An 18,810-nucleotide genomic window follows, 5' to 3' on the forward strand; every position below is an offset into this window, starting at 1 on the left:
TGGGCACGCTTCGCTTTGCCCACCCTACGATAGCGGAGTATGACGCTCAGACCGCCGTCGCCTTGGCGAACTCCACATAGATCTCGCGGAGCCGCGTCGCCATCGGGCCGGGCTTGCCGTCGCCGATCTTCTTACCGTCGAGCGCGACCACCGGCTGCACGAACGAAGATGCGCTGGTGATGAACGCTTCCTTGGCGGAAAGCGCTTCGGCGACGGTGAAGGAACGCTCCTCGACACGGAGCTGGCGCTCCTCCGCGAGCGCGATCACGGCCTTGCGGGTGCAGCCCGGCAGGATGGCGTTGGAGTTCTGGCGGGTGACGATGACGTCGTCCTTGGTCAGGATGAACGCCGTGGACGAGCCGCCTTCGGTGACGTAGCCATCCTGCAGCATCCAGGCTTCGCCGGCGCCGGCTTGCGCCGCGGCCTGCTTCGCCAGCACCTGCGCCAGCAGCGCCACGCTCTTGATGTCGCGGCGCTCCCAGCGGATGTCGGGCACCGTGATCACGTTGATGCCGGTCTTTGCCACGGGGGCGTTGATGATGTCCTTCTCCGAGGTGAACATCACCAGGCTCGACTTGACGTCACCCTTGGGGAACGGGAAGTCGCGGCCCTTGTCGGCGCCGCGCGTCACCTGGAGGTAGACGAGGCCGCTCACGACCTTGTTGCGCGCGATCAGCTCTTTCTGGATCTCGGTGATGCGTTCGATCGTCTCCGGCAGCCTCAAGCTGATCTCGCCGACCGACCGCTCCAGCCGCGCCAGGTGCGAGGCGTTGTCGACCAGCTTGCCGTCCAGCACCGCCGAGACCTCGTAGATGCCGTCGGCGAACAGGAAGCCGCGGTCGAGGACCGAGATCTTGGCTTCCGAGAGCGGGACGAATGAGCCGTTGACATAGGCGAGCGGGTCCAAGGCAGGTCTCCTGGGAGGAAAAGGATTTAGCCGTCCCTATACGGGATTTGGTGCGCCCAATAAACCCTCGATCCGTCATTCCGGGGCGGCGCAAAGCGACGAGCCCGGAATCCATTTCGCCCCGCGTACGCCGCCCGATGGATTCCGGGCCCGCGCCAAGAGGCGCATCCCGGAATGACAGAGGAGCTAGTGCGACAGAATCTTCGACAAGAACTTCTGCGCGCGGTCGCTGCGGGGCTTGCCGAAGAAGTCGTCCTTCGGGGCGTCCTCGACGATCTCGCCGCGGTCCATGAAGATCACGCGGTTGGCGACCTTGCGGGCGAAGCCCATTTCGTGGGTGACGACCATCATGGTCATGCCTTCGCGGGCGAGGTCGACCATGACGTCGAGCACCTCGCTGACCATTTCCGGGTCGAGCGCCGAGGTCGGCTCGTCGAACAGCATGACGATCGGATCCATCGCGAGCGCGCGTGCAATGGCAACGCGCTGCTGCTGGCCGCCGGAGAGCTGCGCGGGGAATTTTTGCGCCTGCTCCTTCAGGCCGACGCGCTCCAGCAGCTGCATGCCCTTGGTGACGGATTTGTCGTGCCCACGGCCCAGCACCTTCTCCTGCGCGAGGCAGAGATTATCGATGATCTTGAGGTGCGGAAACAGCTCGAAGTGCTGGAACACCATGCCGACGCGCGAGCGCAGCTTCGGCAGATTGGTCTTGGGATCGTTGACCTTGGTGCCGTCGACCGAGATGTCGCCGCTCTGGAACGGCTCCAGCGCGTTGACGCATTTGATCAGCGTCGACTTGCCCGAGCCCGAGGGGCCGCAAACGACGACGACCTCGCCCTTGGTGACGCTGGTGGTACAGTCGGTCAGCACCTGGAAGGTCGGGCTGTACCATTTGTTGACGTGGCTGATTTCGATCATGACCGACACGCTCTAGCGAATGATGGCGATGCGCGACTGCAGGCGACGAACGCCGAAAGACGCGATACAGGAAATGGTGAAGTAGACGACGGCGGCGAACAGATACATTTCAACGAGACGCCCGTCGCGCTGCGCGACCTTGCTGGCCGCGCCCAGGAAATCCGGGATCGACAGCACGTAGACCAGCGAGGTGTCCTGGAACAGCACGATGGTCTGGGTCAGCAGCACGGGGAGCATGTTGCGGAACGCCTGCGGCAGCACGACGTAGCGCATGGTCTGGGCGTAGCTCAATCCGAGCGCGCTGGCCGCTGCCGGCTGGCCGCGCGAGATCGACTGGATGCCGGCGCGCATGATCTCGGAGAAATACGCCGCCTCGAACATGATGAAGGTGATGAGCGAGGAGGCGAACGCGCCGACGCTGATCGGACGCGAGGCGCCGGTCACCCACTGCCCGATATAGGGCACCAGGAAGTAGAACCAGAAGATCACCAGCACCAGCGGCAGCGAGCGCATGAAGTCGACATAGAGGCCGGCGATGCGCCCGAGCGTCTTGTAGCCGGACAGCCGCATCAGTGCGATCGCCGTGCCGAAGATCAGGCCGCCGAGCGCGGCGAGCGCGGTCAGCGTCAGCGTGAAGGTCATGCCCTCGTAGAACAGATAGGGCAGCGACCGGCGGATGACGTCGAAATCGAAACTCCCGAGCATGGCGCTATTTCCCCGTGATGTAGCCGGGGATCGCGACGTAGCGCTCGAGATAGCGCATCGCGGTCACGACAATGGCGTTGACGAGGAGATAGAGGAGCGTCGCGGCCGTGAAGGCCTCGAACACCTGGAACGAGAATTCCTGCATCGAGCGCGCCTGTCCGGTCAGCTCGATCAGGCCGATGGTGATGGCGACCGCCGTGTTCTTGATGGTGTTGAGGAACTCGGAGGTCAGCGGCGGCAGGATGATGCGGAACGCCATCGGCAGCAGCACGTAGCGATAGCCCTGCACGGTGGTGAGCCCGAGCGCGGTCGCGGCCATCTTCTGCCCGCGCGGCAGCGAACCGATGCCCGCCTGCAATTGCACCGCGACGCGCGCCGACATGAAGAAGCCGACGCCGATCGCCGCCGTCCAGAACGGCGCGTTCGGCAATTGCTTCAGCCACAGGCCGGCGGCCCTCGGCAGCAGTTCCGGCAGCACGAAGAACCACAGGAAGAGCTGCACCAGCAGCGGCATGTTGCGGAAGAACTCGACCCAGCAGAAGCCGAACCAATAGGCGCCCCGCGACGGCAGCGTGCGCATGACGCCGACGATCGAGCCGAAGATCAGCGCGATGACCCAGGCGAGCAGCGCCGTCTTGATGGTCAGCGCCAGTCCCGACAGCAGCATGTCGAGATAGGTGCCGGTCCCCATCGGGTTCGGCTCGAAGAAAATTCCCCAGTTCCAGTGGTAGTTCACGTGTCCCCCGCGCGAACGCGCCCATATTGTCCCGGGCGCCTATGCAAATGTCCGGCCACTCCCTCCAGAATGGCTGGAATTCTTCCCTCTCCCCGCAAGCGGGGAGAGGGAAGAGCATATCTTACTTGTAGTCGTCCGGATTCGGCGAATCCGTCGGCTTGGCGAACTCGTTCTTCAGCTCGGCCGAGATCGGCGTGCTCAGGTTCAGCCCCTTCGGCGGGATCTTGGTCGTGAACCACTTGGCGTAGATCTTCTCGCCCTCGCCGGAGGTATAGACCGCAGCGGTCGCCGCATCGACCACCTTCTTGAACGGCGCGTCGTCCTTGCGCAGCATGATGCCGTAGGGCTCCGGCTTGGAGAACGCGTCCTTGGAGATCGCATAGTCATCCGGCGACTTGGAGCCGGCGACGAGGCTGGCGAGCAGGATGTCGTCCATGACGAAGGCGACCGCGCGGTCGGTCTCGACCATCAGGAAGGCTTCGGCGTGGTCCTTGGCCGGGATGATGTTGGCGCCGAGACCCTTCGCGACATTGGCTTCGGTGAGCTGCTTGATGTTGGTGGTGCCGGCGGTCGAGACCACCGTCTTGCCCTTGAGGTCGTCGATCGACTTCAGGCCGCTCGACTTCTTGAAGACGTAGCGGCTGGCGGTCAGGAAGTGGGTGTTGGTGAAGGCGACCTGCTTCTGGCGCTCGGCATTGTTGGTGGTCGAGCCGCATTCGAGATCGATCGTGCCGTTGGCCATCAGCGGGATGCGCGTCGCGGAGGTCACCGGGTTGAGCTTGACCTCGAGCTTGTCGAGCTTGAGCTCCTTCTTCACGGCGTCGACGATCTTGTAGCAGATGTCCATCGCGAACCCGACCGGCTTCTGGTTGTCGTCCAGATAGGAGAACGGGATCGAGGAGTCGCGGAAGCCCAGCGTGATGGCGCCGGTGTCCTTGATGTTCTTCAGCGTCCCGGTCAGCTCCTGGGCCCCGGCCTGGCTGACGGCGAAGGTCGCGACAAGCGCGAGCCCGATGTGACGGAAATGTTTCACTTTTTTCTTCCCCTTTCAGGATGATGCGGCCGGATGCAAGCACAAATCGGGCCGGATTAGAATGTGACTTTCGGCTGGATGGCGGCTCAGGTTAACGGCTCAGGCCAGTGGCTTTGGCAATTCCCCGAGATCCCAGAACAGCCCGGCCATCACCGTCAAGGCCTCTTCGGTCAATGGCAGCAGGATGTGCTCATTGGGCGCATGCTGGGAGCAGCCGGGATAGGAGTGCGGGACCCAGATCGTCGGCAGGCCCAGGATCTCGGAAAAGACGTCGTTGGGCAGCGAGCCGCCGAAATTCGGCAAAACCGCCGGCGCCTTGCCGGTGGTCTCCTGCACCGAATCCGCGGCCCATTTGATCCAGGGGCTGTCGAAATCGGTGCGTGAGGCGGCAAAGCTCTGGGCCGCCCGAACCTCGACCATCGGAAAGCCGCGTCCGACCAGATGCGCACGGATGGCGTCGATCAGGCCGTCGATCTTGGTGCCGACCACGAAACGCAGTTGCAGCACGGCATTGGCATGGCCGGGAATGGCGTTGGCCGGCTTCTCGATATTGCCCGAGGACATCGCCAGCACTTCGAGCGTGTTCCAGGCGTAGAGCCGCTCGGCCGCCGACAGCCCCTCCTCGCCCCAGTTCTCGGCCAGCGCCGGCTCGTCCGCGGTCGGCACCACCTCGACGTCGGCAAGATAGCTGCGGATCTGGTTGGTGAGCCGCGGCGGCTTCAGGGCCTCGAGCTGGAGGCGGCCGTGACCGTCGACCAGCGTCGAGATCGCGTTGACCAGGATGGTCGCGGGGTTGGCGAGCACGCCGCCCCAATTGCCGGAATGGTGGCCGCCATCGCGTAAGTTCGCGTCGAGGTGGATGCGGATGCCGCCGCGGCAGCCGAGGAAGAGTGTGGGGCGATCTGCGGACAAGCGCGGGCCGTCGGAGGCCATGAACAGGTCGGCCTTGAGCGCGTCGCGATTGAGATCGCAGACCTTGCCGAGATCGGGCGAGCCGATCTCCTCACCCATCTCGACGATGAACTTGGCATTGAAGCCGAGCTTGCCGCCGCGCGCGTCGCGTACCGCACGCAGCGCTGCCATGTTGATGCTGTGCTGGCCCTTGTTGTCGGCGGTGCCGCGGCCATAGAGGCGCGTACCCGCAACCGTCGTGCGCCAGGGATCGCGCCCCTCGCGCCATTCGCCTTCCATGCCGTCGACAACGTCGCCATGGCCGTAGACCAGCACGGTCGGCGCGGGCGCGCTTTCGTGGTGCTCGGCGAACAGGAACGGCGCCTTGCCGCTCGGGGATTCGACGATACGGCTGGTGAAATCGAGCGCAGCGAACGCCGGCTGCATCTCCTGTTCCAGATAGGCGCGCAGCTCAGGGCCACGCGAGGGATTCTGGCTCTCGGTCTTGTAGGCGACGCGACGGTCGAGTTCAGCGAGGAACGCGCCGGATTTGAAATCGTCGCGGGCGCGGGCGATGGCGTCGGCTCTGGTCATTGCTTTCATTTTCAAGGTTTCGACGCGGGCGAACGTAGCGGGCTACATAGGCCGTCGAAAGTGGCGGGGAGTTGGATCGTTCTTGGGTAGTTCTTGTGATTTCGTTCTTGCTCTCTTGAGATTGGCTTGCCAAGCGCGGCAGCACCGCTGATTTTGACCTTGCCAATATCCCAACATATGCAAGAACTTCGCCAGATTGGGGCGCACATCTATCATTCGAAGAGCGCTCAGTACAGGGCGCCGAGGGACCAGCATGGCCAAAGAGATCAGGCTCAACGCGTTTGCGATGAATTGCGTCGCACACCAGTCACCGGGCCTTTGGACCCATCCTCGCGACCGCACAGCCGAATATAACCGCCTGCCCTACTGGATCGATCTGGCCAGGACGCTGGAGCGCGGCCGCTTCGACGGGTTGTTCCTGGCCGACGTGCTCGGCGTCTACGACGTCTATGGCAACAGCCCTGACGCAGCCTTGCGCAATGCAGCACAGACGCCGTCGAACGAGCCGCTGCTGCTGCTGTCGGCAATGGCCGCGGTGACGAAAAATCTCGGCTTCGGCGTCACCAGCAATCTGTCGTTCGAGCCGCCCTACCCGTTCGCGCGGCGGATGTCGACGCTGGATCATCTCACCGAGGGGCGGATCGGCTGGAACGTCGTCACCGGCTATCTCGACAGCGCCGCGCGCGGCGCCGGCAAGGACAAGCAGACCGGACATGACGATCGCTACGACATCGCCGACGAATATATGGAGGTCGTCTACAAGCTCTGGGAAGGCAGCTGGGAAGACGACGCCGCGCTGCGCGACCGCAAACGCGGCATCTTCACCGATCCCGCAAAAGTCCATCGCGTCAATCATGAGGGCGCGAACTACCGCATCAACAACACCATTCACCTCAGCGAGCCGTCGCCGCAGCGCACGCCCGTGCTGTACCAGGCCGGCACCTCGCCGCGCGGCCGGCAGTTCGCCGCGCGCCACGCCGAATGCGTGTTCATGTCGGGCCCATCGGCCAAGGTGATCGCGCCGCGAGTCTCCGCGATCCGCCAGGAAGCCGCCGCGCTCGGCCGCAACCCGGCCGAGATCCTGATGTTCTCGATGATGACGATCATCCTCGGACGGACGGAAGCCGAGGCAAAGGAAAAATACGCCGACTATCGCCGCCATATCAGCGCTGAAGGGGCGCTGGCGCTTATGTCGGGTTGGACCGGCGTCGACTTCTCCGGCTACGACCTCGACCAGCAGGTGCGTCACGTCCAGAACGATGCCGGCCGCAGCGCGATGGACAACGTCACCCGCGCCGACCCCGATCGGGTCTGGACCGTGCGCGACGTCATCGAGCATGTCGGCATCGGCGGCGCCGGTCCTGTCGTGGTCGGCACGCCCGAGATGGTCGCGGACAAGATCGAGCAATGGTTCGAGGCCACCGACGTCGACGGCCTCAACGTCGCCTTCGCGATCTCGCCCGGCGATTTCGAGGACATCGCCGACATGCTGGTGCCGGAGCTGACCAAGCGCGGACGGTATAAGCCGGAATATGCGAAGGGCACGCTGCGGGAGAAGCTGTTCGGCGGCGGACGCGCGCGGCTCGATGCGCCGCATCCGGCGGCGGGGTATCGCGTGGGGAAGACGGGGTAGCTGCTGCTTGCCGCTTTTCCGGATCGTCGCTGCGAGCTGCGCTTCATTGCGCGATCTGCCGAACTGCACCCGCGGACACCGCTGCGTTCCCTCCCCCCTTGCGGGGGAGGGTTAGGGAGAGGGGTGCCACACGGGGACTCTCTCTGCAGCGCACGACCTGTTCTCGACGACGGCGACACCGCCTCCTGGGCTACCCCTCTCCCCCGCCCTCCCCCGCAAGGGGGGAGGGAGCAGAGCGGAGCGCGCGGCGCCCTACACCTTCCCGTCCACCATCACCTCAATCAGCTTCGTCCCCGGCCGATTGAACGCCGATGACAGCGTCGCCCTCAGCTCGCGAGGATCACTCACCTTGATCGCCTCGCAGCCGAGCGCCTTGGCGACGCCGGCAAAATCCACGGGTGGATCGACGAAGTCCATGCCGACGTAATTGTCATCGCCATGGAAGGCGAGGAGGCGCTGCTTGATGATGCGGTAGCCGCCATTGTTGGCAATGACGACGTTGAGCGGCAGCTTGTGATGCGCCGCGGTCCACAGCGACTGGATCGAATACATCGCGCTGCCGTCGCCGGAGAAGCACACCACGGGACGATCCGGATTGGCGATGCTGGCACCGACGGAGGCCGGCAGGCCCCAGCCGATGCCGCCGGAAGCAAGCCCGTGATAGCCGTAGCGATCACGGTGCGGACGCAGGTTCGTGACCTGGCGGCTGGAGGTGAGCCCTTCGTCGACGAGGATGGCATGGTCGGGCATGGCCTCGACCATTTGCAGCACCAGAAAGTCGGGATCGATGGGGTTGCGGCCCGCACTCTTGCCGATCTGCTCGACCAGTGCGGCGCGGCGCGCGCTCCAGTTCTTCGGCGCAAGCTCGGCGAGTCGCTGTCTCGCGCGGCTCGTAAGTGTTGTGCCGCCCATCTCCTTCAGCACCGGAATCAATGCGCGCAGCGTTTCCTTAACGTCAGCCTTCAGCGCGATCTCGGCGCCGTAATTCTTGGCGATCTCCCAATCGACGAGGCCGATCTGCACGATGCCGAGCCCGTCAGGCAGCGCGTCGACCTCGCTATAGACCGACATCCGCAAGGGATCGCCACCCAGCGCAATCAGGAGATCGTAAGGCGCGAGCGTATCGCGCGCCGCCTTCTGCACGCGCGCCAGCGTGCCGACGAAGCTCGGGCTCTCCGAGAGGAAATGCGAGCCATAGGGCGTCGAGGATTGATAGGCGTCCGCGCCGAGCAGCTCGGCCAGTTCAGCGGCCTCCTTCAGCGCGTCGCTCTTCACCACCTCGTCCATGGTGACGACCACGGGGCGCTCCGCCCTAAGCAGCCGTGCGGCGAAAGCCCGGAGCGCTTCGTCCGATGGTTTGGTGCGCGCATCGATGCGAGTGGACCGGCCGAGATCGATCCCGGCTTCGCTGTTGAGGATGTCGCCGGGCAGCGAGATGAACACCGGCCCGGTCGGCGGCGTCATCGCGACCTTGGCGGCGCGGCGCACGATGCGCGGCAGGTCCTCCAGCCGCGTCACCTCGACCGCCCATTTCACCAGCGGCTCGGCCATGCGCACCAAGGGGCCATAGAGCACCGGCTCCATCAGGCCGTGGCCCTGCTCCTGCTGGCCCGCGGTCAGGATCATCGGCGTTCCCGTGAACTGGGCGTTGTAGAGCGAGCCCATGGCATTGCCGAGGCCGGGCGCGACATGGACGTTGCAGGCGACGAGCTTTCCCGAGGCGCGGCTGTAGCCATCGGCGATCGCGACCACCAGGCTCTCCTGCATCGCCATCACATAGGTGAGATCGGGATGATCCTCCAGCGCATGCATGATCGGCAGCTCGGTGGTGCCGGGATTGCCGAACAGGTGCGTGATGCCCTCGTCCTTGAGCAGCGCGAGAAAGGCAGAGCGGCCGGTGATCTTGTTCTTCATGTTTCCTCCAGGAGCGGACGTTGCCGCAAGGACTGAAAGCATGATGGCCGAAGTGGGAGGATGCGCGCAAGGAAGCGCGGTCATGGCTGCGTTGCGCGGGAGCGGAGCTACATCTCCTCGCGCCCGAGCTCGAACGGGTCCTCGCCGCTTCCGCGCTTCTTCTTTTTCGAGCGCTGCCAGACCACGCCGGGAAAGCCCTTCAGCGGCACCAGGGGCTCGCCGGTATAGGCCCATTCCTGCAGCTCCTCGATCGCGATGTGATAGAGCGGCTGGCGACCGGTGCGTTCTTTGAATAAGGCACGCGGGATGTTGACCATGTGCGGGCCGCGCGGGCGTTCGTACATGACCGGCGTGCCGCAATGCGAGCAGAAGCTGCGCGCGGTCTTCGTCGCCTTGTCCTCGTAGCGGGTCAGCGCGGTCTTGCCGGAGGTGATGCGAAAGCGCTTCTTCCAGCTGCCGATATAGGTCGCGTAAGCCGCGCCGTGGGCGCGGCGGCTACCGGCAGAATGATCATGCCACGCCCAGCGCGCGGGGACGTCGATTTCGAACGTGACCTTGCCGCAGAGGCACTGGCCGGTGGCTGTTCCTGCGGCGGCTGCGGCTTTGGCCATGGAAGTCTCTCCGTCGTCATTGCGAGGAGCGACCATACACGATTGTCATTCCGGGGCGCGACGAAGTCGCGAGCCCGGAATCCATTGGGCGGCAAGCGAAGACGTGAGATGGATTCCGGGTTCGATGCTGCGCATCGCCCCGGAATGACGGGAGAGGTCAGGCCGGCGTCAGTTCGTCATACACCGGATAATCCGTATACCCCTTCTCCTCGCCGCCGTAGAACGTCGCGCGGTTGTACGGCGTGATCGGATAGTCGTGCTCCAGGCGCCGCGGCAGATCGGGGTTGGAGATGAAGATGCGGCCGAACGCGATGATGTCGGCGTGTCCCTCGGCAATCGCCGCATTCGCGGTCTCGCCGGTGAAACCGCCGGCGGTCATCAGCACGCCGCTGTAGTGCGGGCGGAACAGCACCATCGCGGAGGGCACGTTCTCCCAGTGGACGTCGGCGCGGCCGGCGCCGCTGGAGCGCGGCTCGATGAAATGCAGATAGGCGAGACTGAGCTTGTCGAGCGCCTTCACCACGTGGGTGTAGAGCGGCATCGGATCGGGCTCGCCGGAATCATTGGCGATGCCGTGGGGCGACAGCCGCACAGCGACGCGGTTGGCGCCCCAGACATCGATCGCGGCCCGCGTGACCTCGAGCAGCAGCCGCGCGCGGTTCTCGATTCCGCCGCCATATTGATCGGTGCGCTGGTTGCTGCGCGATTGCAGGAACTGCTCGAGCAGATAGCCGTTGGCGCCGTGGATCTCGACGCCGTCGAAGCCGGCGGCGAGCGCGTTCTTCGCGCCCTGCCTGAAGGCCTCGATGATGTCCTTGACCTCCTCCGTCTCCAGCGCGCGCGGCGTCTCGTAATCGGTGATCTTGCCGTCGGCGGTCATCGCCTTCATGCCCTCGGCCTTGATCGCGATCGCCGAGGCCGAGACCGGCAGCTCACCGCTATGGAAGGAGGAATGCGAGACGCGGCCGACATGCCAGAGCTGGAGGAAAATGATGCCGCCCTTGGCGTGCACGGCATCCGTCACCTTGCGCCAGCCGGCGATCTGCGCCTCCGAATAGATGCCGGGCGTCGCCGGATTGCCGCGGCCGTGCGAGAGCACCGGCGAGGCTTCGGCGATGATCAGGCCGCCCTTCGTGGCGCGCTGGCCGTAATACTCGGCGTTGAGCGGGCGCGGCGAAAAGCTCTCGCGCTCGGCGCGCATGCGCGTCAACGGCGCCATCGCGACGCGATGCGCGAGCTTGTACGGACCGACCTGCAACGGCTTGAACAACGCCTCGAATTTCATGCGGACCCCGGATGGCTATGGAAGGATGCGGATCATATAGCGAGGGGCGGCCCCTGGAAAAGACGCCGCCCCTGCAAAAAGTAGATATTCCCTCTCGCGGAACGCAGGAGGAAATAGATGTTACGCCGTCTTGATCCAGACGGCCTTCACGTTGAGATATTCCTCGACGTGCTGCTTGCCGGACTCGCGGCCGTAGCCGCTCATCTTGTAGCCGCCGAACGGCACGGCCGGGTCCATCGCCTGGTAGCAATTGACCCACACCGAGCCGGCGCGCAGGCGCTTCGCGACCGCATGCGCCTTGGTGACGTCGCGCGTCCACAGGCCGGAGCCGAGGCCGAACGTGGTGTTGTTGGCACGCTTGACCAGCTCATCCATGTCCTTGAACGCGATCGCGGAGATGACGGGACCGAAGATCTCCTCCTGCGCGATGCGCATGTTGTCCTGGACGCCGGCGAACACGGTGGGCGAGACGAAGAAGCCCTTCGATAGCGCGCCTTCGGTGACGCGGCCGCCGCCGGCGAGAGCACGCGCACCTTCCTTCTGGCCGATGTCGAGATAGCCGGTGACGCGCTCGAGCTGCTGCTCGGACACCAGCGGGCCGATCTGCACGTTGGGATCGAGGCCGTTGCCGACCTGCAGCTTCTTGCCGAACTCGGCGACGCGGCCGACGAACTCCTCGTAGATCGCCTGCTCGACGAACAGGCGCGTGCCGGCGCTGCAGATCTGACCCGAGTTGGCGAACACCGCCATCGCGGCACCCGGCACGGCGGCGTCGAGATCGGCATCCGCGAACACGATGTCCGGCGACTTGCCGCCGAGTTCGAGCGAGACGCGCTTGAGGTTGCCGGCCGAGGCCCGGATGATCGACTGCCCCGTGATATGCGAGCCGGTGAAGGCGACCTTGTCGACGTCGTGGTGCGAGGCGAGCGCGGCGCCCGCGGTCTCGCCATAGCCGGGCACGACATTGACGACGCCGGGCGGAATGCCGGCCTCCATAGCCAGCTCGGCGATGCGCAGCGAGGTCAGCGGCGCCTCTTCGGCGGGCTTGAGCACGACGGTGCAGCCGGTCGCGATCGCAGGCCCGATCTTCCAGATCGTCGCGCTGAGCGGACCGTTCCAGGGAATGATGGCGCCGACGACGCCTATCGGCTCTTTCAGCGTATAGGAGAAGATTTCGCCGGGCAGCGAGTTCTCGATGGTCTCGCCATGGATCGCCGTGGTCTGGCCGGCATAGTAGCGCAGCATGCCGATGGCGCGCAGGCGATAGGCGCGGGTGCGGCTGAGCGGCGCGCCCATGTCGAGCGTGTCGAGCTGCGACAATTCGTCAAAATTCTTCTCGACGAGGTCGGCGAGCCTGAGCAAGAGGTTCTGCCGCTCGAACGGTTTCACCTTGCTCCAGGGACCCTCGAAGGCGCGGCGGGCGGCGGCGACCGCACGGTCGATGTCTTCCTTGTCGCCCTCGGCGACCGTCGCGAGCAGCTCGCCGGTCGCGGGATTGCGGGTCTCGAAGCGCTTGCCCGAGGCGGCGTCGCCCCACTTCCCGTCGATCAGCATCTGCTTGTAGGACCCGTTGGCGAACGGGTGGCGCGTGATCGGAATAGCCTGCGACACAGCCATGGCTGCACTCCCTGTCAGGTCATTGATTGGTTCGATCTCGGTGGGACCGTTAGGCCTGGAAGAATACAGCGGTGCCGGAGGGGCGTAAAGGCGGCGTGGAACGAAGACCTCCCATGCCGACTTGTGCAGGGTCGCGCCAGCGCCATGCTATAGCTCGACCGAGCCCCATCCTGCGGAGACGAGCCATGTCACATCCAGCCATCATCAAGGACAATGTTGCCGTGATCACCGGCGGCGCGTCCGGCATCGGATTTGCCGCCGCCATGGCTTTCGCGCGTGCCGGCATGAAGGTATGCATCGCTGACGTCGACGAGGCGCGGCTGGCGGAGGCCGCAACAAAACTGTCATCCGTCGCGTCTGCCACACATGTGATGACGTTCGCCGTCGACGTCAGCCGTGCCGAAAGCGTGATGGAACTGGAACGCGCCGTGGGCGCGCATTACGGCGGCACCGACGTGCTCATGAACAATGCCGGGATCCAGCCCGGCAGCACGCTGTTTGGCGTATCAGACAATTGGCAGCGCATCATCGGCGTCAACATGTGGGGCATCATCAACGGCTCCCGAATCTTCGCGCCGAGCATGATCGCACGCGGCAAAGCCGGTCTCATCATCAACACCGGCTCGAAACAGGGCATCACCACCCCGCCGGGCGATCCCGCCTACAACGTCTCCAAGGCCGGCGTGAAGGCCTTCACTGAGGCGCTGCAGCACGATCTGCGCAATACCGGCGATTGTCACGTCACCGCACATCTGCTGATTCCAGGTTTCGTCTTCACCGGCCTCACCGCAAAGGGCCGCACCGAAAAGCCGGCCGGCGCCTGGACGCCGGAGCAGACCGTGGATTTCATGCTGGCACGGCTGGAGGCCGGCGACTTCTACATCCTGTGCCCCGACAATGACGTACCGCGCGCGCTGGACGAAAAGCGCATGCTCTGGGCGGCCGGCGACATCGTCGAGAACCGCCCGCCGCTGTCGCGCTGGCATCCGGACTATGCGGATGCGTTCGCGCGGTTCGTGAAGGGGGAGTGACTATTTGACCCTCATGGTGAGGAGCGCGCCCTTGCGCGCGTCTCGAACCACGCAGGCCCGTCTCGGGCCTCGATCCTTCGAGACGCCCGCTTTCAGCGGGCTCCTCAGGATGAGGAGTTACAGCGTCTCTTGCTGGTGCCCGCAATTCTTGCAGGCGAACTTGACCCGGGTTTGGCCTTTTTCCGCCTGCACCCGGTTCGGCGCGCCGCACTTGCCGCAGACGGCCTCGATGCGGGTCGTGCCCTGCTTGACGACGATGGTCTTCTTTTCCATCGATTCGCGGATCAGGCGCTCGGCCTCTTCACGCAGGGATTGTTTCGACAAAGCTCGTCTCCGCCTCTGAAAGCGCGAGAGCCATATCGCACCTGCGTTGGAATCTCAATGCGCAAAGCCCGCTCAGACCTCGACGATCACATAACTGTCCTCGACATGCACCGGAAACGTCTCGGCAACATAGGGGCCCTTCTGCAATTCCTCGCCGCGCTCCACCGCAACCGGATATGACCGGATCCTGACGCGATTGGGATCGAACCAGGATTGGCCGTTGCGCATGTCGAACTCCCAGCCGTGCCAGGGACAGCGCAGCATCTCGCCGACGCGCGAACGCTCGTAGACGCCGGGCTCGGGCGAGGTCAGCCGCGCCACGCAGGCCGCCTTCTCCAGCGGCGCGCCTTCATGCGGGCAACGGTTCAGAAGCGCGAAGAACTCGCCATTGACGTGGAACACGACGATGTCGCGGCCGGCGATAGCGACGACCTTGTTACCGCCGGGCGGGATCTCCGAGATGGTGGCGACGATGTGACGGGCCATACTGGTCTCAGAACTTGTAGACCGCGCGGGCGTTGGTGCTGAAGATCTTCTTCCGCTCTGCCTCGGTCAGCGGCGTCTTGAAGGCGAAGCGCGGATCGTCGAAGTCCCAGTGCGGATAGTCCGACGAGAACAACAGACGGTCGATGCCGACCCATTCGATCAGCGCGCGCAGATGCCGCGCCTCGTCCGGCTCGTCGATCGGCTGCGTCGTGAACCAGAAGTGTTCGCGGACGTATTCGGACGGCTTGCGCTTGAGGTGCGGCACCTCGCTGCGGAAGCGCTCGAAATGCTGGTCCATGCGCCACACCGCCGACGGGATCCAGCCGAAGCCGCCCTCGATGAAGACGATCTTCAGTTTTGGAAACCGCTCCGGCACGCCTTCGATGACGAGGCTCGCAAGCTGCGCCGCGATGGTGTGCGCGTTGGACTGGTGCTCCTCGACATAATAAGACGGCCAGCCGCCGCCGGTCGGCGCATGCCCACCATAGCCGCCGACATGGATGCCGAGCGGCAGGTCGAGCTCCTGGGCACGCTCATAGATCGGCCAGTAGCGGCGGCGGCCGAGCGGCTCGTTGGCGCGCGGCGAGACGTTGATCTGGATGTACTCGCCGATTTTGGCGCAGCGCTCGATCTCGGCGATCGCGAGGTCCACCCCGTCCTGCCCGACCAGGATCGAGGCCTTCAGGCGCGGATCGCGATGCGACCAGAACGCCAGCTGCCAGTCGTTGATGGCGCGCTGGATCGCCGCGCCGAATTCCAGGTTCTGCTGCGAGAAGATGAAGAGATCGAGCACCTGCAGGATACCGAACTCGACGTCGAGCGGATCGAGATGCTGCTTCTGCATGAAGGCGAGATCGGAGCCGGGCGGCCCGCCGGTTGGCGGCCAGGCATCACGTCGCGCGATCAGCGGCGATGAACGCGGATAGGGCGTGGTGAAGAGATAGGGCGTGCGCAGATGGCTGCCATATTCCTTCAGATGCTGCTGCCAGCGCTTTGGCAGGAACGCGTTGAGATCCTCGACCGAGTGCAGGCTCGGATGCACGTCGCAATCGACGATGCGCAGCCGCGATGCGGCGGGCTTCTCGTCGTCACGCAGCGGACGGTCGATGACCTCACTCATGCGAACCTCCAGAATTAGTTGACTGACAACCGCGCAAACGTCTCCAGTGGATTGTCGACGCACATCTTCTCGATGATGCTCTTCGGCAGGTTCGGCGGGATCGGATCGTCGCCATCGAACTGCCAGTGCGGATAGTCGGACGCGAACAGGAACATCTTGTCCGAGCCGATCTGGTCGATGATCTCCTCGACGCTCCTGGCATCCCCGGGTGCATCGAACGGCTGCATGGTCACGCGAAAATTCTCGCGGATGAACGCGGCCGGCTCGCGCTCGACCCAGGGCACCTCGACGCGCACGCCGCGCCAGGTCTTGTTGGCGCGCCACATGAAGGCCGGCAGCCAGCTCACGCCTGACTCCATCAGCACGACCTTGAGGTCCGGGAACTTGCCGAATACGCCCTCGTAGATCAGGCTGAGGATCTGCGCCTGAAAGGCCTGCGCCTCGACGAAGTAATATTCGTAGCGATGCGACGGCCAGCCGGCCGAGCTCGGCGCCTGCCGGTATTGCGTGCCGGCGTGGATCGCGAGCGGCAGCTTGTACTTCTCCGCGAGCTGGTAGACCGGCCAGAAATGCCGCCGCCCCAGCAGCGTCTCGCCCTGCGCCAGCACCAGGATGGAGACGAAGCGATTGTCGCCGGCGCGGCGCTCGATCTCCTCGATCGCCAGATCCGGCGCCTGCATCGGCACCACGATGGACGCACGCAGGCGCGGATCGCGCGACAGCCACTCGGCGGCGATCCAGTCATTGATGGCCTTGCAGAAGTCGGCCGCCATGTAGGCGTCGAACACGGCCTGTGCGCCGTAGAGCACGTTCAGGATGGCGTGGCTCGCACCCAGCTGATCGAACGCGCCCCTTTGCACCATCGCGAGATCGGAGCCGGGTTTCGAACCATTCGCCGGCCGCCAGTCGGCGCGGCCCGAAAGGGGCATGTTCGGCGGATAGGAGGTGAGATCGAGCCCGTCGATGGCGCGGCTCACCACCTGCTCTTTCCAGTGATCGCCGAGATAGGGAAGCAGCGTCGTGCGGGTGCCACCAACCGCAGGATGGATGTCGCAGTCGATCCGCGTCGCCGCCATGCAGGTTTCCTCGCACAGTCTTTATTGGCGGCGTTCTTCGCGCCGCCTGGGCAGAGTGCGCCGGTCGCCGCCACCACGCAAGGGTGCGCGCCCGCGCGATCCGTCATGGCTCGGTTGCATTTCGCAGGCGCGATATGCGGATCAGATGCGGTGGATGCTCCGGCACCCACCGCGTCAGACTGCAAGCCGCTGCGCCTCAAGCCGCCTTGGAAACCTCCATCAGCAGACGCTCGGCCTTGGCATCCTCGATGCGGTTCACCAACCGGCTGCTCTCGTGATTGTCGCGCACGGTCTTGGTCAGCGTGATGCAGGTCTGGATCAGCATCACGATGCCCATCGCGAGATAACCTTTCATCCAGAGGTCGATCGGCAGGAAGAAGACGCCGATGGCGACGAGGAAGGCGGAGGCTGCGAAGGACGCATAAGTGAAGCTCACCCAGGCACTGCTATGGGGCTGGCCGTTCTGGTTCATGATGGTCTCCTGTTGGTTCGAATGATGATGAAATCCGAGTTCAGGCCGGCTGGGTGCGCTTGGACTTCAACCGCGCCAGCACGTCGTCCGCGGTCGTCTTGAGCCGGGGGCCAAAGCCCTGCTCGGCAAGTCTCTCGGCGGTGGCGAGCGGTCCGGTCGCCGCATCGAGCTCGACCAGCGCGTCGTCGGCGGCCTGGGCTTCCACCTGCCGCTCGCGCAGACGCTTCAAGGTGCTCTCGGCTTCCGGCAGCGTGGATTCGTAGGGACGCACCGCCTCGATGCCGCTGCGGCGGAGCGAGCGCACCGCTTCCGAGGCACGGGCGAGGCGCCGGCCGCGATCGAGCTCGGTGATGCGGGCTTGCGCGTTGGTCACGTGCCGCTTCAGCCGCGCGATCTCGGTCGCGAACAGCGCGCGTGCCGTCATCGCCGCATCACGGTCGGCTTCGAGGCCTGCGATGGCCTCGGCGGCCTCCTTCGCGAGGTCCTCGCGGCCGCCATCGAGCGCGGCAACTGCGCGAGTTTCGAGATCGGTGATGCGGGCGCAGGTCGCCTCGAGCTTGCGGCCCTCCTGCTGGTCCTGCGCAATCGCCAGCGCCAGCGTGCGCTTGCTGCGCTCGAGGGCGGTGGCGGCATCGCGCATCTGCTGGTCGAGGATCAGCAGGGCCGTACGGTCCTCCAGCTCCTCGCCCGCGGCGGCCACGCTGCCGCGGAAAAGCGTCACGACGGTCTTGAACATGGTCTGCTCCCTGTTTATGAGCGTTGCTCACAAATGCTTTGTAGCAGGAAACTTGAACAACGTTCAATGAATTTTTGAGCGACGCTCAAAAATGTGGTTAAGAATGACTAAGACCCTGGAACGTCGAGAGAAATTGCGGGTCGACCTGATCCGGGCGGCCGAGCAGATGATCGCTGAGCGGGGGTTGGCGGGTCTTAAAACCCGCGATCTGGCCCGCGAGATCGGCTGCGCCAATGGCGCGGTCTACAATCTCGTCACTGATGTGGACGAGCTGGTTCTACGCGTCGGCTCGCGCACGCTGCATCGCCTCGACGAGGCACTCAGCGCGGCGGAAAGCGCGGGTGAATCTTCGCCACAGGAGACGCTGGTCCGCATCGCCATCGCCTATTGCGATTTCGCCGCCGAAAATCTCGAGCTCTGGCGCGCGCTGTTCGAGCACCGCATGGCGGCCGACAAGGTCCTCCCCGACTGGTCGGTCAACGACCAGCTGCAGCTGTTCCGCCACATCTATCATCCGCTGGCGCAGCTGTTTCCCAAGCGCAGCCAGGAGGAGCTCGGCGTCACCGCACGCAGCCTGTTCTCGGCCGTGCACGGCATGGTGGCGCTGGGGCTGGAGCAGAGGCTGGTCGCGGTGCCGCTGCCGGCGCTGCGCAAGGAGATCGCGAACCTCGTACGCGCGATGATCGACGGGCTGGTCGCGCGCACGAAGTAAGAAGGATCG

At 64.9% G+C, this 18,810-nt stretch carries 19 protein-coding genes; 3 read left to right on the forward strand and 16 right to left on the reverse strand.

What is annotated here, in order from left to right; genetic code table 11:
• Positions 1-46: 46 nt before the first annotated feature.
• The 6 genes from JQ603_RS20295 to JQ603_RS20320 form a co-directional block, all read right to left on the reverse strand.
• The gene (locus tag JQ603_RS20295) at positions 47-907 is read right to left on the reverse strand and encodes a D-amino-acid transaminase (RefSeq protein WP_212342006.1); all 861 of its coding nucleotides are present in this window, start codon (positions 905-907) and stop codon (positions 47-49) included.
• Between the two features lie 186 nt (positions 908-1,093).
• The gene (locus tag JQ603_RS20300; RefSeq protein ID WP_018648485.1) at positions 1,094-1,825 is read right to left on the reverse strand and encodes an amino acid ABC transporter ATP-binding protein; all 732 of its coding nucleotides are present in this window, start codon (positions 1,823-1,825) and stop codon (positions 1,094-1,096) included.
• Between the two features lie 12 nt (positions 1,826-1,837).
• Positions 1,838-2,530: an amino acid ABC transporter permease gene (locus tag JQ603_RS20305; protein WP_018648486.1), complete on the reverse strand. Its 693-nt coding sequence runs from the start codon at positions 2,528-2,530 to the stop codon at positions 1,838-1,840.
• Between the two features lie 4 nt (positions 2,531-2,534).
• Positions 2,535-3,266 (reverse strand): amino acid ABC transporter permease, encoded by a 732-nt coding sequence (locus tag JQ603_RS20310; protein ID WP_212342007.1) that lies wholly within the window; start codon positions 3,264-3,266, stop codon positions 2,535-2,537.
• A 121-nt stretch (positions 3,267-3,387) separates the two neighbouring features.
• Positions 3,388-4,299: an amino acid ABC transporter substrate-binding protein gene (locus JQ603_RS20315; protein ID WP_212342010.1), complete on the reverse strand. Its 912-nt coding sequence runs from the start codon at positions 4,297-4,299 to the stop codon at positions 3,388-3,390.
• A 99-nt stretch (positions 4,300-4,398) separates the two neighbouring features.
• On the reverse strand, positions 4,399-5,784 hold the full coding sequence (locus JQ603_RS20320; RefSeq protein ID WP_212342012.1) for a M20 family metallopeptidase: 1,386 nt from the start codon (positions 5,782-5,784) through the stop codon (positions 4,399-4,401).
• Between the two features lie 253 nt (positions 5,785-6,037).
• Here JQ603_RS20320 and JQ603_RS20325 point away from each other — a divergent pair, with 253 nt between their 5' ends.
• Positions 6,038-7,417 carry an LLM class flavin-dependent oxidoreductase gene (locus tag JQ603_RS20325; RefSeq protein WP_212342014.1) on the forward strand — a complete coding sequence of 460 codons (1,380 nt, stop codon included), beginning with the start codon at positions 6,038-6,040 and terminating at the stop codon, positions 7,415-7,417.
• A 252-nt stretch (positions 7,418-7,669) separates the two neighbouring features.
• On the opposite strand, the gene JQ603_RS20330 is transcribed toward JQ603_RS20325, so the two are convergent.
• The 4 genes from JQ603_RS20330 to JQ603_RS20345 all read right to left on the reverse strand — a co-directional run bounded on the left by JQ603_RS20330 (position 7,670) and on the right by JQ603_RS20345 (position 12,844).
• Positions 7,670-9,331: a thiamine pyrophosphate-binding protein gene (locus JQ603_RS20330; protein WP_212342016.1), complete on the reverse strand. Its 1,662-nt coding sequence runs from the start codon at positions 9,329-9,331 to the stop codon at positions 7,670-7,672.
• Positions 9,332-9,438: 107 nt separating this feature from the next.
• Entirely contained in the window at positions 9,439-9,942 is a 504-nt protein-coding gene (locus tag JQ603_RS20335) for a GFA family protein (RefSeq protein WP_212342018.1), read from the reverse strand.
• A gap of 157 nt (positions 9,943-10,099) precedes the next feature.
• A complete protein-coding gene (locus JQ603_RS20340; protein ID WP_212342020.1) occupies positions 10,100-11,227 on the reverse strand; it encodes an alkene reductase in 1,128 nt (375 codons plus the stop codon).
• Between the two features lie 120 nt (positions 11,228-11,347).
• A complete protein-coding gene (locus JQ603_RS20345; RefSeq protein ID WP_212342022.1) occupies positions 11,348-12,844 on the reverse strand; it encodes an aldehyde dehydrogenase family protein in 1,497 nt (498 codons plus the stop codon).
• 185 nt (positions 12,845-13,029) lie between these two features.
• On the opposite strand from JQ603_RS20345, the gene JQ603_RS20350 reads away from it, so the two are divergent.
• Positions 13,030-13,875: an SDR family NAD(P)-dependent oxidoreductase gene (locus JQ603_RS20350; RefSeq protein ID WP_212342024.1), complete on the forward strand. Its 846-nt coding sequence runs from the start codon at positions 13,030-13,032 to the stop codon at positions 13,873-13,875.
• 117 nt (positions 13,876-13,992) lie between these two features.
• On the opposite strand, the gene JQ603_RS20355 is transcribed toward JQ603_RS20350, so the two are convergent.
• The 6 genes from JQ603_RS20355 to JQ603_RS20380 form a co-directional block, all read right to left on the reverse strand.
• Positions 13,993-14,199: a hypothetical protein gene (locus JQ603_RS20355; protein ID WP_183242680.1), complete on the reverse strand. Its 207-nt coding sequence runs from the start codon at positions 14,197-14,199 to the stop codon at positions 13,993-13,995.
• Positions 14,200-14,271: 72 nt separating this feature from the next.
• Positions 14,272-14,685 (reverse strand): Rieske (2Fe-2S) protein, encoded by a 414-nt coding sequence (locus tag JQ603_RS20360; RefSeq protein ID WP_212342026.1) that lies wholly within the window; start codon positions 14,683-14,685, stop codon positions 14,272-14,274.
• A 7-nt stretch (positions 14,686-14,692) separates the two neighbouring features.
• Positions 14,693-15,805 carry an amidohydrolase family protein gene (locus JQ603_RS20365; RefSeq protein ID WP_212342028.1) on the reverse strand — a complete coding sequence of 371 codons (1,113 nt, stop codon included), beginning with the start codon at positions 15,803-15,805 and terminating at the stop codon, positions 14,693-14,695.
• 14 nt (positions 15,806-15,819) lie between these two features.
• Positions 15,820-16,881 carry an amidohydrolase family protein gene (locus JQ603_RS20370; RefSeq protein WP_212342030.1) on the reverse strand — a complete coding sequence of 354 codons (1,062 nt, stop codon included), beginning with the start codon at positions 16,879-16,881 and terminating at the stop codon, positions 15,820-15,822.
• Positions 16,882-17,077: 196 nt separating this feature from the next.
• Positions 17,078-17,353 carry a YiaA/YiaB family inner membrane protein gene (locus tag JQ603_RS20375; protein ID WP_212342032.1) on the reverse strand — a complete coding sequence of 92 codons (276 nt, stop codon included), beginning with the start codon at positions 17,351-17,353 and terminating at the stop codon, positions 17,078-17,080.
• Between the two features lie 40 nt (positions 17,354-17,393).
• A complete protein-coding gene (locus tag JQ603_RS20380; RefSeq protein WP_212342034.1) occupies positions 17,394-18,089 on the reverse strand; it encodes a PspA/IM30 family protein in 696 nt (231 codons plus the stop codon).
• A gap of 103 nt (positions 18,090-18,192) precedes the next feature.
• Between JQ603_RS20380 and JQ603_RS20385 the strand changes: the two genes are divergently transcribed.
• Positions 18,193-18,801 (forward strand): TetR/AcrR family transcriptional regulator, encoded by a 609-nt coding sequence (locus JQ603_RS20385; RefSeq protein ID WP_212342036.1) that lies wholly within the window; start codon positions 18,193-18,195, stop codon positions 18,799-18,801.
• The last annotated feature ends 9 nt before the right edge of the window (positions 18,802-18,810 follow it).

The organism is Bradyrhizobium liaoningense (assembly GCF_018130825.1).
GTDB lineage: Bacteria > Pseudomonadota > Alphaproteobacteria > Rhizobiales > Xanthobacteraceae > Bradyrhizobium > Bradyrhizobium liaoningense_B.